The sequence below is a fragment of the Acinetobacter sp. 1130196 genome (assembly GCF_000588095.1).
GTDB classification, from domain to species: Bacteria; Pseudomonadota; Gammaproteobacteria; order Pseudomonadales; family Moraxellaceae; genus Acinetobacter; species Acinetobacter nosocomialis.
Genome location: NZ_JFWX01000004.1, coordinates 73536 through 90577 on the forward strand (window position 1 = coordinate 73536; position 17042 = coordinate 90577).

A 17042-nucleotide genomic window follows, 5' to 3' on the forward strand; every position below is an offset into this window, starting at 1 on the left:
TTGTAACATAGTTACATGCCTTAAACTATTTAAAGCATGTAACAATATACTTATTTTGCAGTAAATGTTGAACTGAATGACCTTGCTTCACGTCGAGCATCAGGATCGGATGGCATTGGGTAAGGTGCAGCAGAACGAATCGCAGCTTCAACACTCGCTTTAACATCTGGGTTGCTAGAGCTAACAATAACTGATAATACAGCTCCACTATCGCTGAGAGTGACACGCGCAGTTGCTTTCTGACCCGATGTTCCTGCTGGGATATCCCAAGCATTTCGAATTTTCTGTTCAAAATCACGCTTCGCTGAAGATGCAATTTTTTTGGCTTCACCCTTTTTCTGTGCAGCTTCTTCCTGTGCTTTTTTGGCAGATGCAGCTTTTTCTTCTGCCTCAGCCTCAGCTTTACGCTTAGCCTCTTCAGCCGCTTTTTGCTGTTTCGCTTTCGCATCAGCTTCAGCCGCTTTCTGCTTTTTAGCCTTCGCGTCAGCTTCAGCTTTATGCTTAGCCTCTTCAGCCGCTTTCTGCTTTTTAGCCTTCGCGTCAGCTTCAGCTTTATGCTTAGCCTCTTCAGCCGCTTTTTGCTGTTTGGCTTTTGCATCAGCCTCAGCTTTACGCTTAGCCTCTTCAGCCGCTTTCTGCTTTTGGGCCTTCGCATCAGCTTCAGCTTTATGCTTAGCCTCTTCAGCCGCTTTCTGCTTTTGGGCTTTCGCATCAGCTTCAGCTTTACGCTTGGCTTCCTCAGCTACTTTCTGCTGTTTAACTTTCGCCTCTTCAGCTGCTTTACGTTTAGCATCTTCCGCAGCTTTTCGGGCTTCATGTTTAGCTTTTGCCTCAGCTTCAGCCTTACGTTTTGCTTCTTGCTGTGCCTGAAGTTTTGCATTTTCTGCTTCACGTTTTAGTTTTGCGTCAGCCTCAGCTTTACGTTTGGCTTCCTCAGCAACTTTGCGAGCTTCACTTTGTTCATGTTTAGTTTTTGCTTCAGTTTCAGCTTTACGCTTTTGTTCAGCTTCAACTTTTGCAGCTTTCGCTTCAGCTTGACGCTTAGCTTCAGCCTGCTGTTTTTGAGCTTCCTCTAAACGTTGTTGTTCCGCAGCTTGCTTCGCTTTAGCCGCTTCTTCAGCTTTACGTTTTTCCTCAGCTAATTTTGCTTGCTCAGCTTTTTGCTTTTGGGCAACCAGATGTTGTGCTGTTGGTGGAGGAGGTGGCACTGGTACTGCTGGAATATTTTGAGGAACATTTTCATCCACAATCGGACTTAAAACTTCTTCAGCCTGATTTTCTGCTGTGGTTTGTTGCTCAACTTCTTTTGCTAAAGGCGGTGGTAAATCTTCTGGCTTAACTAAAATAGTCGTCAGCTTTTTTGGCTGTTCAGGTGGTTTACTCAAGCCTAAAAAAAGCAAGCCGACAATAGCAATTGCATGAACTCCAAGTGTGAAGCCCAATGCAATTGCATTTTGTTTAAACGGAGGCTTTTGATTTTTGTTCATAGCTTATTTTAAAGGCTCTGTCAGAAGGCCAACTTGCGTTAAACCTGCTTCTTGTAAACTTGCCATCAATGATACGACTTCGCCATAAGGACGAGATTTATCACCATTCACTAAAACCGTAAGCTGTTTGTTTTCTTGTTCAGCTTGCTTTTGTGCTTCACTTAAAACAGATTCAAGTTTTTCACGAGAAAGTGGTTCGTTATCTTTGTAGTCTTGATATTGAAGATAAATATTGCCGTCTTTACCAATGGTTACCATGGCTGGCATATCTTTTGATTCAATTGGACGATTATTTGCCTGAGGTAAGTCGACTTTAATACCGCTAGTAATCATGGGAGCAGTCACCATGAAAATGACTAAAAGCACAAGCATTACATCGATATAAGGGACGACGTTCATGTCACTTTTTAATGGTTTTTTTATGCGCTCAAAGCGCCCTGAACGTTGAATAGCCATTATGCATCTTCCTGTGATGAACCCACAGATTGACGTTGCAATAAAGCAATCATTTCTTCAGCAAATAGTGCGCGGTCAGAGTAGACGCTTTCACCTTTAGCCGTAAAGTGGTTAAAAGCTAATACCGCAGGAATTGCAGCAAATAAACCAATAGCAGTTGCAATAAGCGCTTCAGCAATACCCGGCGCAACTGTTGCTAAAGTCACTTGATCAACGGCAGCCAAACCGATAAAGGCATTCATGATTCCCCAAACTGTACCGAATAAACCGATATATGGAGCAACAGAACCGATACTTGCTAGAGTGCCTAGGCCATATTCAAGGGTACCCTGATCACGACTTAAACCTACACGTAAAATACGCTCGGTGCCTTCGATCGTTTGAGAGGTAGACGCGTTACGCTTTTTAAGTTTGAAAAACTCACTCAGTCCTTGATAAAAGATATCCTCAAGGCCTGAGCGTTTTGAATTGAGTTGTGCGTTGTTATAGAGCGTATAAAGTTCAGCACCAGACCAGAACATTTTTTGGAAATGTTCATCACCTTGACGTGCTTTTTTATAACCCATATGTAACTTGGCAATTAAGTACCAACTAAAGATTGATGCTAACAATAAAATTAGCATGACCAATTGGACGACTGGACTTGCTTGTAAGATAAGGTCAGAAATATGCAGGGTTGATTCAATGTTTGTTGCCATAGTTACATATGCCGGTTGCTTTTTTTAGTCTTGTTCCAATTCTTTACGAATAAGATCACGTATTTCTTCAGGAAGGCGACGTGGCATCATTTCTTTACTTAAACATGCCAATTCAACCTCGCCAGAAGCAAGCAAGATTTCACCACGATAAATATTTTGTTGCAACACAAATGACGCAGCTTTACATGAAACTACACGTGCTGTAACAGTAATTAAGTCATCCATTAAAATAGGACGCATGTATTTCACATCAATTTTATGAACAACAAAGTTGTAATCTTTTTGACGCCAGTAATGGTCAACACCAGCAGCGCGGAGCCATTCTGTACGGGTACGCTCCATATAGCGAATGTGGTTGGCATGGTAAACAATACCACCTGCGTCCGTATCTTCGATATAAACACGAATGTTGAATTCAAAATGATTCGCCATGAGAGTATTCCGTTTTAGTTCACTATAGAGCTTTATATTTAAAATATGACTGCTGAATAAAACATCAGTTCTATCTCAAGTCATACATCTGCTTTTAAATACGGGGCAGTTTAGCAGATTGCATACTAAGTCCTATGGCACAACCTTTCAATTGCGATGGCTGTCTTTGTTGTCTAAAACGGTACCCTCTATGCAAGCATATTGTTAAGTTAAGACTGTTTCCACGCAGCCTGAACTTGTTTAGCTATATTGGGATAATCTAATACAAATCTTATATGCAGCTCAGTTCCTGTTTTTAAGGCCTTATCATCTACAATAAAATAGGGACTATGATTTGGTGCAGCTTGAGTTAAATCATGATTTTCTGGTGTTGCACCCAAGAAAATAAAAAATGAGGGCATTAATTTGCCATAATAGGCAAAATCTTCACTTGCGCTTGCATTATGATCCAAAACATGAAGTTTTGAGTCTCCAACAACCTTGAGTAATGTGGGTTGAATAAGTTGAGTCAGTGCTTTGTCATTCATTGTTACTGGAGCATAGGGCGCAATTTCAACTTTAGCAGTCACATCATTGGCTTGAGCATTATGCTCTATCATGGCTGGGAAAATTTTTAAGATATTTGCCCGTATCTGTTCGTTATTAGAACGAATAGTTCCCACCATATTAACTTGTTCAGGAATTATATTTCCTGCTGTGCCACCCTGAATATTACCAATACTCACTACCCCCATACCTTGGGTGAGATCAGTCCTTCGGCTAATAAGGCTTTGTAAATTATTAATCATTTGTGCCGATGCATAAATTGGATCTCTACCTAACCAAGGAGTAGAGCCATGTACTTGCTTGCCGTTGACTTGAATACGTAAATGGTCTGCACTATTTAAAATAGCACCGTCTTTATAATAAAGATGTCCACTTTGCATACCAGATATGACATGTATGCCAAAAATGGCTTCAGGTTTATAGTCTCTAAATGCTCCATCTGCGATCATTTTTCTTGATCCGATTTGATCACCTTGCGTGAAATTGTCTATATCTGCTCCACCTTCTTCAGCGGGTTGAAAAACAAAGACAACGGTACCTGATATTTTATCTTTATTGGCAGCCAGAATTTTTGCAGCCCCTAATAACATTGCAGTGTGCGCATCATGTCCACAAGCATGCATTACATAGGTTTCTTTACCTTGGTAAATTGCTTTTTGTTTACTTGCAAATGGCACACCACTTTTTTCTTCCATAGGTAGTGCATCCATATCGGCTCTAAGCGCAATAATAGGGCCGGGTTTATTTCCTTTTAAAATACCTACAACCCCTGTTTTGGCATAACCCGTTTTGACTTGAATGCCATAAGACTTTAATTCTTTTTGAACAAGTGCAGATGTTTTAAATTCCATATTGCCAAGTTCAGGATTTTGATGAATATGTTGTCTTAACTGAATGACCTGATTTTCATTTTGTTGTGCAGCATCTTTGATCCAATCTGCTAGGCTCAGTTGACTCATTAAGGCGAATGGCAGAAGTAAAGCGGCTTTTTTGTACATGTCCTTATCCTAAAAATATTATTGTTCATAAGATTTAATATCTAGATTTCTTATAATTCAGTTTTTAAAAATATTAAAAAATCAATAAGGTATAAATAAAGACTTAAAAGGTATAGAGTAATTAACTTATTGATAAGACAATTTTTATTTGAGTTAAAAAGAATAGTTAAATTAAAAAAGGAAGAGAAAACTCTCTTCCTTTGCTTAGTTTTTAGGCTCAGGGGGCGTCATTCCAAACTGTAAATAAGATTGGTTGGTTGCTATACGACCTCGTGCGGTACGCATGACATAACCTTGTTGAATTAAATAAGGTTCAATCACGTCTTCAAGTGTGCCGCTGTCTTCAGCCATGGCAGCTGCAAGCGCTTCAACTCCAGCAGGACCGCCATCAAAACGCTCGAGTAACATGCTCAAATAACGACGGTCTAAGGTATCTAGACCAGCTTTATCAACATTGAGCATATCAAGCGCACGTTGTGCCATTTCATGAGTCACTTCACCCGTACCTTTTACTTGTGCATAGTCTCGAACACGTCGTAATAAACGGTTGGCAATACGCGGAGTACCGCGTGAGCGACGAGCTACTTCTTCTGCACCTTCAACTGTAATTGGTACATCCATGAGGTTTGCAGAACGTGACACGATATGAGTTAGGTCTTCTACAGAGTAAAACTCAAGACGCTGCACAATACCAAAACGGTCGCGTAGAGGTGAGGTGAGTAAGCCGGCACGTGTGGTGGCAGCAACGAGCGTAAAAGGTGGTAAATCTAGTTTAATTGAACGAGCAGCAGGGCCTTCACCAATCATGATATCGAGTTGGTAATCTTCCATTGCCGGATACAGAATTTCTTCAATCACTGGAGAAAGACGGTGAATTTCATCAATAAATAGAACATCGCCTTCTTCAAGGTTGGTGAGCATTGCAGCCAAATCACCCGCACGCTCTAAAACAGGTCCTGAAGTGGATTTGAGATTGCCACCCATTTCACGCGCAATAATATTGGCAAGCGTGGTTTTTCCTAAGCCAGGTGGACCGAAAATCAGTGTGTGATCGAGTGCTTCACCACGACCACGAGCCGCACCGATGAAAATTTCCATTTGCTCGCGTACAACTGGCTGTCCAATATAATCGGCAAGTGAAGTCGGTCGAATAGCCCGATCAAAATGATCTTCAGGTTTTTCTGTTCCACTGATTAGACGGTCTTGCATAAATGTATTTACTTCATCATTGATTTAAGAGCAGCACGAATAATATCGGCTGATTCAGTGTAATCGGCTTTAACCGCAGCTACAGCTTTTTGTGCTTCAAGTGGTTTATAACCTAAAGACTGTAATGCTGCTTCTGCTTCAGCAACAGGAGAGTTTGCAGCAAATTGAATTTGAGGCATGGTAGCCACAGTTGAAGTGCCTTGAGCCAAGGTTTTGAAACGGTCACGTAGTTCAATCATTAAACGTTCAGCCGTTTTTTTACCTACACCCGGAACTTTAACCAAAGTGTTTACATCGTCATGTTCAATTGTGTGTACTAGCAATTCAACACTTAAAGTAGAGAGAATACCTAATGCCATTTTCGGGCCAACACCATTTACTTTTAATAAGGTGCGGAAAATTGTTTTCTCTTGAGCATCACTAAAACCATAAAGCTGCTGAGCATCTTCGCGGACGACCAAATGCGTCCATAGCGTAACTTTCTGGCCTTTTTGTAATTGGCAAAATGTTGAAAGTGGCGTATCAATTTCATAGCCCACACCATTTACATTCAGTAAGACAGTTGGGGCTTCTAGGGCAAACACTTCGCCAATTAAACATCCGATCATAGCGTAATTTCACTTATTCATAACTGTAAATCTGGTCGTTCTAAATGTATTAAAACGACACCAGCTGTATTTCTTTCTATATTAAGGCAACTTAAAACAAGCCGATTTTATTACCTTGTAGCTCTTGCGCCAAGCTATAAGCCTGATGATCTGAAAACTTACTAATAATATCGAGTACCTGCATGATATTGTTGTAGTGGTTGTTGCTAAAGCGAGCACCGTATAAATGGAGAATAGACATTAAACGTTGCTCTTTAAAGCTTAAAGATTTATGCGGCATGGTTAATGGTACAAATGCATCAAGAATAGTTTGCAAACTTTGATGAGCAATAATTTCTAAACCAGACTTTTGTGGATGTTCAAATATTTTTTCACGAGCCAGATTTTTAGCTGTTTCAATACCTTTAGCAATATCTGGCGAGCAGTATTGTAAAAGGCTACCTTGAAGCTGACCCGTAATAATTTCATACTGATGCTTAGCAAAAGCTGTTGTGACTTCATCAACCAGACGCTTCATAACACGGCCACGTAATGCCGAAATTTTTTGTTGCCATGTACTGCTCGGCTGTGACAACTCTTCAGGTTGACCATAATCTGCAATTAAGTTCAGAAAAATCGGTTCAACTTCTTGATAGTGCAGCATATTTAAAATAATGCCATCTTCTAAGTCGATTAGGGCATAGCAAATATCATCTGCTGCTTCTAATAAATAGGTGAGTGGATGGCGGCAGTAGTGATATTCACCTAATTGAATGAGACCAAGCTGTTCAGCAATTTGTTTTAAAATTTCTTTTTCAGACTGATAACAACCAAATTTCGCCCGTTGGTGAGAGGGACGATCGCCTTGGGAAGCAATTGTTTTTGAAAGCCAAGGATATTTTAAATAAGCGCCTAAGGTCGCGTAAGTTAAACGCATTCCTCCATCATCTGGATGATAGTCAATACGGGTTAATAAGCGTAAACCTTGAGCATTGCCTTCAAACTGACGAACATCGGCTTCTTCTTCGGGAGTTAATTTTTTTAGAAAATCATTATGTGAGGCATCGTCAAACCATTCACGAATCGCATACTCGCCGGCATGACCAAAGGGTGGGTTGCCAATATCATGAGCAAGGCAGGCTGCTTGAATGATTGCACCGACATCGGCAGGAGAAATCCAAACGGGCAATTCATCTTTTATTTTTTCGGCTGCCAGCATGCCCATGGAACGGCCAATACAGGAAACCTCAAGGGAGTGAGTTAAACGGGTATGGATACCGTCATGCTGTGCTAAAGGGTGAACTTGGGTCTTACGGTTTAACTGACGAAAACTTTGTGAAAATATAATGCGGTCATAATCTTTATGAAATGGGCTACGAGCCAGCTCTGTACTGCTTTTTTTGCTACCTAAACGAACCGCAGAAAGCAGTTCTAACCAACGCATTTGTTCCATTTATCATTATTCAAAACTATAAAGCCTGATCATGCCAAAAAAAACTTAAAAGCACTAGCGTGGTGCGACATAGTTTGTCTTAGTTCAGGTTTTATTATGTTATTGAATAAACATGAAACAATTTATTTTGAGTGAGAATGATTAAAAAAATGATTTTGAACAAAAAACACGTCACTTCTTGCAGAATTAGGTTACAGAATACTGATTCTACATCTAGCTGATTTTAGCAAGACACAGTAGAATATGCGCTCTCTCTAAAGTCACATTGCGGTAAGGTTCACAAGACCTGCCCGTGGAGCCAAAATCAACATGTTTATCGTGGCCGGTGCAGCAGCACATTCTTCTTTTAAGAAAGCTCAACTATTAACACGTTTATCGTCAATTAGTTCTGTTCAATCTTTTGACAGCCAATGGGTCTATTTGTTTGATCAAGCGCTCAACGAGCAGCAACATCAATCTGCTTTGCAATTATTAAATGACGGTGAGTCTTTTGAACTTCGTCAACCTGCAAGTGATGAGATTCAGATTTTAGTGACACCACGTGTGGGTACTATTTCACCTTGGTCTTCTAAAGCAACTGATATCTTCAAGAACTGTAATACACCAGTTCACCGTTTAGAACGTGGTCTTTTATTTACGTTAAAAGGTGTTTCTGAAATTGCTAATGAAGTAAAACAAGTACTTCATGACCGTATGACTGAAACTGTTTTTGCACAAATTGAAGATGCAAAAGCACTATTTTCAGAAACAGCACCAAAACCTTTAAATTCAATTGATATTTTAGGTCAAGGTAAAGAAGCATTAGTAAAAGCCAACAACGAATTTGGTTTTGCTTTATCTGAACAAGAAATTGATTATTTAACAGAAGCATTTACTCGACTTGGTCGTAACCCAAATGACATCGAGTTAATGATGTTTGCACAAGCAAACTCTGAACATTGTCGTCATAAAATCTTCGGTTCTGAATGGACAATTGATGGTGAAAAACAACCATTATCATTGTTCCAAATGATTAAAAACACCTATAAAGAATCTCCAACTGACGTGTTATCAGCATATAAAGATAACGCTTCTGTAATTGTTGGTTATGACACGATGCGTTTTTATCCGAAAGCAGATGAAAACGGTCATTTTGTTTACAAATATAAGAGCCAAGCTGCTCATATTTTAATGAAGGTGGAAACGCACAACCACCCAACAGCAATTTCTCCATTTGCTGGTGCAGCAACAGGTTCAGGCGGTGAAATCCGTGATGAAGGTGCAACTGGTCGTGGTGGTAAACCAAAAGCGGGTTTAACAGGCTTTACAGTTTCTAACTTAAATATTCCTGGTTTTGAACAACCTTGGGAAGAAAACTACGGTAAACCTTCACGTATGGCATCGCCATTACAAATTATGATTGAAGGTCCATTAGGTGGCGCGGCATTTAACAACGAATTCGGTCGTCCTGCATTAAATGGTTATTTCCGTACTTTCGAACAAAATGTAAATGGTGAAGTGAAGGGCTTCCATAAGCCAATCATGATTGCTGGTGGTTACGGTAACATCCGTCCTGACCATGTAGAAAAAGATGCGATTCAACCGGGTGATCTGCTCATTGTATTGGGTGGTCCTGCGATGTTAATTGGTCTTGGTGGTGGTGCAGCCTCTTCTGTAGATAGCGGCACAATGGGGGAAAGCCTTGATTTCGCATCTGTACAACGTGAAAACCCAGAAATGGAACGCCGTTGTCAGGAAGTGATTGATACATGCTGGCGTTTAGAAGACTTCAACCCAATCGTATCTATTCATGACGTAGGTGCTGGTGGTTTATCAAATGCAATGCCTGAGCTTGTAAACGACCACGAGTTAGGTGCAGTTCTTAACCTTCGTAAGATTCCTTCATTAGAGCCGGGCATGAGCCCAATGGAAATCTGGTCAAATGAAGCACAAGAGCGTTATGTTCTTGCAATTCGTCCAGAGTCTTTAGAACAGTTCGAATCAATCTGTGCTCGTGAACGTTGTCCGTTTGCCGTGTTAGGTGAAGCAACTGAAGCTCGTCACTTAACTGTTGAAGATCCATTGTTCCAAAACAACGCAGTTGATATCCCAATGCAAGTGATGCTTGGTGGTACACCGCGTATGCAACGTTCTTATGAAACAATTGAACGTAAAGGTAACGAATTTGACGCTTCAAAAGTTGATTTGAAAGATGCTATTTTCCGTGTATTGAAAAATCCTACAGTTGCATCTAAGTCATTCTTGATCACCATTGGTGACCGTTCAATTACAGGTATGGTTGCACGTGACCAAATGGTTGGTCGTTGGCAGATTCCTGTTGCAGATGCAGCAGTAACGACTACAAGCCTACAAGGCTTCACTGGTGAAGCAATGGCAATGGGGGAGCGTCCGCCAGTTGCATTGTTGAATCCAGCAGCGTCTGCTCGTTTGGCAGTTGCTGAAGCAATTACCAATATTGCATGTGCAAACATTGAACAAATTAGCGATATCAAACTTTCAGCAAACTGGATGGCTGCTGCTGGTCAAAAAGGTGAAGACCAAGCATTGTTTGAAGGTGTGAAAGCGATTGGTATGGAAATGTGTCCTGCTTTAGGAATTGCGATTCCTGTAGGTAAAGACTCACTTTCAATGCGTACCACTTGGAATGATAACGGTGAAGATAAAGCTGTAACCTCTCCAATGACTGGTGTAATTACTGCATTTGCTCCAGTAGCTGATGTTCGTAAGACTTTAACGCCTGAACTTAAGAATTTAGAAGATTCAGTACTTGTACGTATTGATTTATCTAAAGGTCAGTTCCGTTTAGGTGGTTCGATTCTTGCTCAAGTATATAAAGCAATTGGTTCAATCACTCCAGACGTTGATAGTTTTGATGATTTCAAAGCGTTCTTTGCTTTAATTCAAGACTGGAATAACCGTGGCTTGATTCAAGCTTACCACGACATCGGTGATGGTGGTTTACTTGCAACTGTAGCTGAAATGATGTTTGCTTCACGTTTAGGTGTAGCATTAGAGAACCAAACTACTGCGGGCTTATTTGCAGAAGAAATTGGTGCAGTAGTTCAAATCAAAGCAGTTGATTGGGAAGCTTTACAAGCAGAAGTTGCTGCTTCTAGCTTAAAAGATGCAATTGCTGTAGTTGGTCGTGTAAATAACACCGATCAATTATCTGTAAATGGCTTAACACTAGAGCGTGCAGAGTTACAACAAGCTTGGTCTGAAGTATCTCATCAGATCCAACGTTTACGTGATAACGTAGAAACTGCTGACCAAGAATTTGCTTTAATTACTGATAAATCACATCAAGGCTTAATTGCTAAACCAACATTTGACTTGAATGAACCTATTGAAGCACCGTTCATTAACACACGTCGTCCGAATATGGCAATCTTGCGTGAGCAAGGCGTAAATGGTCATATTGAGATGGCGGCAGCCTTTGACAAGGTTGGTTTCAATACCGTTGACGTGCACATGAGTGATTTACTTGCTGGTCGTGTAAGCCTAAGTGATTTCGAAGGCTTGGTAACTTGTGGTGGTTTCTCTTACGGTGACGTAATGGGTGCTGGCGGTGGCTGGGCAAAATCAGTTCTGTTTAATGCAAAATTACGTGATCAATTCGAGCAATTCTTCCACCGTGAAGGTACGTTTAGCTTAGGTATCTGTAATGGTTGCCAAATGTTGTCACAATTAGCACCGCTTATTCCGGGTGCTGAACACTGGCCACGTTTCCATCGTAATATGTCAGAAGTTTTTGAAGCGCGTAGCGTAAACGTTCGTGTTGAAAAATCTGTTTCTGTATTACTAGATGGTATGGAAGGTTCGATTTTACCGATTGCTGTAGCACATGGTGAAGGTCGTGCAGTTGCTAGCGAAGCTGATATTGCAAGCTTAAATGCAGCGAATCAAGTTGCATTGCGTTATGTTGATAGTCACGGTAACCCGACTCAACATTATCCATTGAACCCGAACGGTTCGCCGGAAGCGATTACTGGTGTAACATCTAAAGACGGTCGTGCAACGATTATGATGCCGCACCCAGAGCGTACCTTCCGTGCAATTCAACACTCTTGGAGTCCAGAAGAGTGGACTGAAGACGGTGCATGGTTACGTATGTTCCGTAATGCACGTAAGTTTATTGGATAATATAAAAATTGAAATAAGCCACCGTCAGGTGGCTTATTTGTATGTAGTACAATGTGAATAAAATAAATAGTAGAGAAGAAAAATGAATTCAAAAATCCATTTCCGTGAGTTTGCACTTCTGATGGCATTACTCATGTCTATTGTTTCTTTTTCGATAGATGCAGTTTTACCTGCCTTAGGTGAGATTGGACGAGTTTTTGAATTAAAGAATAATAATCAGACTCAATGGGTCATCATTGGTATTTTTTCCGGTATGACAATAGGTCAGCTTATAGCGGGACCGCTATCCGATGCAATCGGCCGTAAGCGCATTTTATTTACCGGTATCATCATTTACTTTTTGGGAAGTTTATTGTGCTTTACCACACAAAGTTTTGAATGGTTTTTAGTAGGACGCTTCATTCAAGGTATTGGGGTTTCTGGGCCTTATGTTGCTTCTATTTCAATTGTTAGAGATAAATACAGCGGTGCTCAAATGGCCCGTATCATGTCTTTAATCATGATGGTCTTTATGGTTGCACCTGCGATTGCACCAAGTCTGGGGCAGCTTATTATTCATTTCTTTGGTTGGCGTGATATTTTTGTTTTATACATGGCGTATGCACTAGTCGTTGGGGCATGGGTCGCTCTACGATTAGAAGAGACACTAATTCCTGAAAACCGTTTACCTATGCGTTTACAAGCATTTCAAGAGGGCTTTAAAGAAGTAGTGAGTAATAAAACCACCATGAGCTATTTGCTATGTGCAGGCTTTTGTTTTGGTGGATTTATTGGTTATTTGGGAACTTCTCAACAAATTTTTATGCAGCAATTTGGTAAAACTGGGCAAGAATTTAGTGCTTATTTTGCTGTGCTTGCTGGTGTAATGGGCATTGCTTCATTTACCAATTCTAAAATTGTCATGAAATTTGGTATGCGTCCAATCTGTATTTATGGATTTCTCGGTCTTTGCTTAATTTCAATTATTTTCTTAGGGATTCAACTTATAGGTGTGACTGTAGCATTTTGGATGTTTATGCTTTATGCCTGCATTCTGTTCTTATTATTTGGAACTCTATTTGGTAATTTAAATGCGATTGCAATGGAGCCAATGGGGCATGTTGCCGGCATGGCATCGGCTATTATTGGTGCAGCGTCCTCCGTTTTGTCACTTATTCTTGCCTCTATTATTGGGCAATTATATAACGGCACATTAATTCCAATGACTTGCGGTTTTGTCATTTTATGTGGTTTAGCATTTATGATGACCGTATATGAGAAGAGGCAGTTAAAGATTGTAGATAATGCAAATCTTTGATTAATTATGATAAAAGTTTTATTTCTATATTATTGTCTTTAGATAAATGAAGAAAAGATTATTAGATACCGCAACTGTATTACTAGATAAGTTTGTTAATCGTTATCATGATTGTGAGGGGTTTTGGGAAATCGATGTTTTGTATACATATTGTTTGTCACTAGGTGAGTTTACCTTAACATTTGATCTATTAAATCGTAACTCTTTCATAAATGATGAATTTTAAAGAAAGTAAATAATAAATTTTCGAGCTATCTAGATGATTATTTAGCAATTCATAAGAAAAAAAGAGAGGATTTAATTGAGGCTGTCATAAAAATTGCATTTGATAAAGATTATAAAATATCAGCAGATATTTTATATGGTGATTATTTCCAAGTTAGAGTAATTCTTGTTGATTCATATATAAGAACTTTTTTCTAGATACAATGATGGGTATTGTGTGGCTCATACTCATTGGATAAAGCAAAGAAACTATATAGATTCATTACCAATAGAAGATCATCCACTCATAGGGAATTATAATTTCTCATTAAATTTATCTCCAAAATCTTTAGAGATTACAGATGTATTATTTAATATTCCTAAAGTTCTATAATCCATCAGCTCGTGGTGATAGCCAATCTTTATACTTATTTATTAACTCATTCCTCTTGGCGTCATTAAAGATAATAAAATCAATGCCCCCATCATATGGAGCAATAATTATATTTTGCTCAAAAGAAATCATAAAGGCTCGAACCTCATCGTCGGCGATCTTTTTTAATAAATCATTGTGTTCATTTTTTTTCCAAATTTCATTGATGGAATACGGTCTATAGAAATGATCTTCTTCGTCATCATCATAATATTCGGGATTAGCTTGTGTTAGATTTATTTCTTTTTCTGGATGAAATTCGTATTTGAGCCTCAAAGTTGGATCATATATTTTATTATTATCGCTTTGACTGAAATAATGACCGGTAACAATAAAAATAGAAGCATTAGAATCGAAACAGTCATCAATAATTTGATTATGACGATTTAATAATAATTCATATTCTGCAGGTGTATCTGCATATCTTTTTGATTCTGGAAGGCTATGAATTCGGAACCAAAATTGTGAAAAATATTGTCGAAAACAATGTGAAATTGGAAGTTTATTAGGATAAAAAAACTTCCATTGATTTATGAATGAATTAGTCATTTTTCTTTTGGCCTAAATATTTATTAACATGTTATTTGATAAGTTACACAAAAAACAATTTAATAAGAAAAATATTTCGATGGGTAAGGTAAATTTATATTAAATTATACTTTAAGGAAGTTGGTTCAATTTTTGCTTTCTCTGTAACAACGATAAAAATCGGAGATCAAAATGATGAAAAACAAAAATCATATGGGAACAATGTCTACAAAGGACAGAGGCTGGCGCTTATTTGGCTTAGCACTTGCTATTCAAATTCTTTTTATTGGAGCAAATTATTTGGCACTGATGAGCTGACTTTGATTTAGAAGCTTTTTTAACGGTATGATTTAAAGCAAGTTTACTAGTTTTGAGTCATTCTATTCATGTTAAAGCTGATTTATTACGTACCTGAGTCACATCTTGAGTCGACTAAAGAGTCTATATTTGCGGCTGGAGCAGGGGGGATAGGGAACTATGAACAATGTGCTTGGCAAGTTAAAGGAATAGGGCAATTCAAGCCAGTTAAAGGAGCTGATCCTTATATTGGAGAGCTAGGTGAACTTGAGCAAGTTGACGAATGGCGTGTTGAAACGATTGTGCTTGAAGAAAAGGCAAATGCAGTGGCAAAAGCATTAAAGGCAAGCCATCCTTACGAAGAGCCTGCCTTTGAGTTTATTCAAATCATAGAAGTTGATTTTTAATTAAACTGTGAAAAGTCTGGTTTACGTTTTTGCATAAATGCCTGCACAGCTTCTAGCATTTCTGGTGATTGAACGCGTTGCATAAAGATTTCTGCTTCATGGTCAATACATTCAATAATCTGATCTAAATCATGTTTCATTAATGCTTTGGTTTGTTTTAATGAAGCAAGTGGTAAAGCTGTTAAGTGTTGAGCAGTTGCCTGAGCAATTGAATAAGCATCTTCAACGATTTCATTCACTAAGCCAGCTTGTAGAGCAGTTTCTGCATTGAACTTTTTCGCAGTAAACAGTAGTTCAGCTGCTTTGTGATAACCGGCTTGTTTAACTAATAATTGACTTGCACCACCTTCAGGAGAAAGCCCAAGGCTAACAAAAGGAATTTGGAAGAGGGCCGTATTGTCGGCAAAAACGAGGTCTGCCTGTAATAAAATCGTAACGCCAATACCAATTGCAACGCCTTTTACTGCAATAATAAGCGGCTTTGATAATCTGGCAGCAGATTTAAGGAGTACAAATGGAGGAACTTGACCTGCAGGGCCAGCATTCGGACTTTGTACAAAACCCATGAAGTCTTTCATGTCATTACCAGCGGTAAAGTCATGTTCGGCACCACGTAGAACGACTACTCGTACATCTTTATTTCGGTCAGCTTCATCAAGTGCTTTGGCAATCCATAAATAAAGTTCGCCATATAATGCATTTTTTGCTTCTGGGCGATTTATGGCTAAGGTGAGTACGCCACCTTCTAAATTTGCTTGTAAATGTTGATGAGGTTGTTGAATACAGCTAAGTGTCATCGTACTATCCTTGCTTTAAACCACGTTGTTGATTTTTAGGTTCTCATTATGGCGCATATTTTTTGTAATAAGCGTAACTGGTGAGTTCATAAAAAGTGAAAAACTCATTATGTATACATTTGATTATCTCGTTTTTATAGGTCGTTTTCAGCCATTTCACTTGGCACATATGCAAACGATCGAAATCGCGCTACAACAAAGCCGTTATGTGATTTTGGCATTAGGTTCCGCCCAAATGGAACGTAATATTAAAAATCCGTTTCTCGCGATTGAACGAGAGCAAATGATTTTATCTAATTTTTCATTAGATGAGCAAAAGCGTATTCAATTTGTGCATGTTGTTGATGTTTATAATGATGAGAAGTGGGTAAAACAAGTCAAATCACTGGTAAATGGCGTGATAGAGCCGAACTCGAAAGTTGGTTTAATTGGTCACTTTAAAGATGAATCATCTTATTATTTAAGATTATTTCCCGAATGGGTAATGGTGGAGCTGGATAGTTTAAAAGACTCTATTTCAGCAACACCAATGCGTGAGGCGTATTATCGTGGTGAAATCCAAACGGAATTTTTTCCTGTTGGAACTATTCAATTTTTAGATGAATTTAAAAAAACACGTACTTACCAAAAACTTCAACAACGTTTTGAGCAAGATGACCGCTCTAACTTAGATGAAATTGAGTAATTAAATATAGATTAAGCATCTGCCCAAAAGATAATTCGGTTGGAAAAAGGATCGGTAATACTGAGTTCTAGCGTTTCCCAATCTGTTTTTTCAACCTGAGGTTTAGAAAATTTATAATCTTTTTGACTGAGTTCACTATGTAACTCATAAATATGTTCCCAATAAATACGGATTGCGCTGTGCGGACTTGCATCTCCAAAATGTTCAGATAAATGAATGATGCAATCATCTTTTGAAATCTGTAAATACAGCGGAAAGTTATCTTCAAACTGGTGTTGCCAGTCGAGCTGAAAGCCTAAAAACTCAAGGTAAAATGATTGAGCTAAATCAACATCAAAAATTCTTAAAATTGGTGTAATAGAACCTGATTGCATCATTTTTCCTT

16 protein-coding genes are annotated in these 17042 nt (G+C 39.0%); 5 read left to right on the plus strand and 11 right to left on the minus strand.

Annotated features, from left to right (window positions below; translation table 11 throughout):
* Positions 1 to 50: 50 nt before the first annotated feature.
* From tolA to J671_RS08340, 8 genes are all read right to left on the minus strand, one after another.
* On the minus strand, positions 51 to 1487 hold the full coding sequence (tolA, locus tag J671_RS08305) for a cell envelope integrity protein TolA (RefSeq protein ID WP_031981968.1): 1437 nt from the start codon (positions 1485 to 1487) through the stop codon (positions 51 to 53).
* Positions 1488 to 1490: 3 nt separating this feature from the next.
* Positions 1491 to 1943 carry a protein TolR gene (tolR, locus tag J671_RS08310; protein WP_002052868.1) on the minus strand — a complete coding sequence of 151 codons (453 nt, stop codon included), beginning with the start codon at positions 1941 to 1943 and terminating at the stop codon, positions 1491 to 1493.
* Positions 1943 to 2641, minus strand: coding sequence for a protein TolQ (gene tolQ, locus J671_RS08315; protein ID WP_031981969.1), 699 nt, complete (start codon positions 2639 to 2641; stop codon positions 1943 to 1945). The genes tolR and tolQ overlap by 1 nt, the downstream gene beginning before the upstream one ends.
* A 24-nt stretch (positions 2642 to 2665) precedes the next feature.
* On the minus strand, positions 2666 to 3073 hold the full coding sequence (gene ybgC / locus J671_RS08320) for a tol-pal system-associated acyl-CoA thioesterase (protein ID WP_002052673.1): 408 nt from the start codon (positions 3071 to 3073) through the stop codon (positions 2666 to 2668).
* 209 nt (positions 3074 to 3282) lie between these two features.
* Entirely contained in the window at positions 3283 to 4617 is a 1335-nt protein-coding gene (locus tag J671_RS08325; protein ID WP_031981971.1) for a M20 family metallopeptidase, read from the minus strand.
* Between the two features lie 204 nt (positions 4618 to 4821).
* Positions 4822 to 5826, minus strand: coding sequence for a Holliday junction branch migration DNA helicase RuvB (gene ruvB / locus J671_RS08330; RefSeq protein ID WP_002052424.1), 1005 nt, complete (start codon positions 5824 to 5826; stop codon positions 4822 to 4824).
* 8 nt (positions 5827 to 5834) lie between these two features.
* The gene (ruvA, locus tag J671_RS08335) at positions 5835 to 6434 is read right to left on the minus strand and encodes a Holliday junction branch migration protein RuvA (protein ID WP_004707498.1); all 600 of its coding nucleotides are present in this window, start codon (positions 6432 to 6434) and stop codon (positions 5835 to 5837) included.
* A 91-nt stretch (positions 6435 to 6525) separates the two neighbouring features.
* Positions 6526 to 7866, minus strand: a complete 1341-nt coding sequence (locus J671_RS08340) for a deoxyguanosinetriphosphate triphosphohydrolase (protein WP_002052941.1) — start codon at positions 7864 to 7866, stop codon at positions 6526 to 6528.
* Between the two features lie 309 nt (positions 7867 to 8175).
* Between J671_RS08340 and purL the strand changes: the two genes are divergently transcribed.
* The gene (gene purL, locus J671_RS08345; RefSeq protein WP_031981973.1) at positions 8176 to 12009 is read left to right on the plus strand and encodes a phosphoribosylformylglycinamidine synthase; all 3834 of its coding nucleotides are present in this window, start codon (positions 8176 to 8178) and stop codon (positions 12007 to 12009) included.
* A gap of 82 nt (positions 12010 to 12091) precedes the next feature.
* A complete protein-coding gene (locus J671_RS08350) occupies positions 12092 to 13306 on the plus strand; it encodes a multidrug effflux MFS transporter (RefSeq protein ID WP_031981974.1) in 1215 nt (404 codons plus the stop codon).
* Between the two features lie 592 nt (positions 13307 to 13898).
* On the opposite strand, the gene J671_RS08355 is transcribed toward J671_RS08350, so the two are convergent.
* On the minus strand, positions 13899 to 14492 hold the full coding sequence (locus tag J671_RS08355; protein WP_031981976.1) for a hypothetical protein: 594 nt from the start codon (positions 14490 to 14492) through the stop codon (positions 13899 to 13901).
* A gap of 171 nt (positions 14493 to 14663) precedes the next feature.
* Here J671_RS08355 and J671_RS26270 point away from each other — a divergent pair, with 171 nt between their 5' ends.
* Positions 14664 to 14789 (plus strand): KGW motif small protein, encoded by a 126-nt coding sequence (locus tag J671_RS26270; protein ID WP_031981977.1) that lies wholly within the window; start codon positions 14664 to 14666, stop codon positions 14787 to 14789.
* Between the two features lie 68 nt (positions 14790 to 14857).
* Positions 14858 to 15175, plus strand: a complete 318-nt coding sequence (locus J671_RS08365; RefSeq protein WP_004707506.1) for an NIF3 1 — start codon at positions 14858 to 14860, stop codon at positions 15173 to 15175.
* On the opposite strand, the gene J671_RS08370 is transcribed toward J671_RS08365, so the two are convergent.
* Positions 15172 to 15972, minus strand: coding sequence for an enoyl-CoA hydratase-related protein (locus J671_RS08370; RefSeq protein ID WP_022575272.1), 801 nt, complete (start codon positions 15970 to 15972; stop codon positions 15172 to 15174). The two genes, J671_RS08365 and J671_RS08370, sit on opposite strands and share 4 nt — an antisense overlap.
* Positions 15973 to 16081: 109 nt before the next feature.
* On the opposite strand from J671_RS08370, the gene J671_RS08375 reads away from it, so the two are divergent.
* Entirely contained in the window at positions 16082 to 16657 is a 576-nt protein-coding gene (locus tag J671_RS08375) for a nicotinate-nicotinamide nucleotide adenylyltransferase (RefSeq protein WP_081404847.1), read from the plus strand.
* 11 nt (positions 16658 to 16668) lie between these two features.
* Here J671_RS08375 and J671_RS08380 read toward each other — a convergent pair whose 3' ends face one another.
* Complete coding sequence (locus tag J671_RS08380) at positions 16669 to 17031, minus strand: glyoxalase superfamily protein (protein ID WP_004707511.1); 363 nt, start codon at positions 17029 to 17031, stop codon at positions 16669 to 16671.
* Between the last annotated feature and the right edge of the window lie 11 nt (positions 17032 to 17042).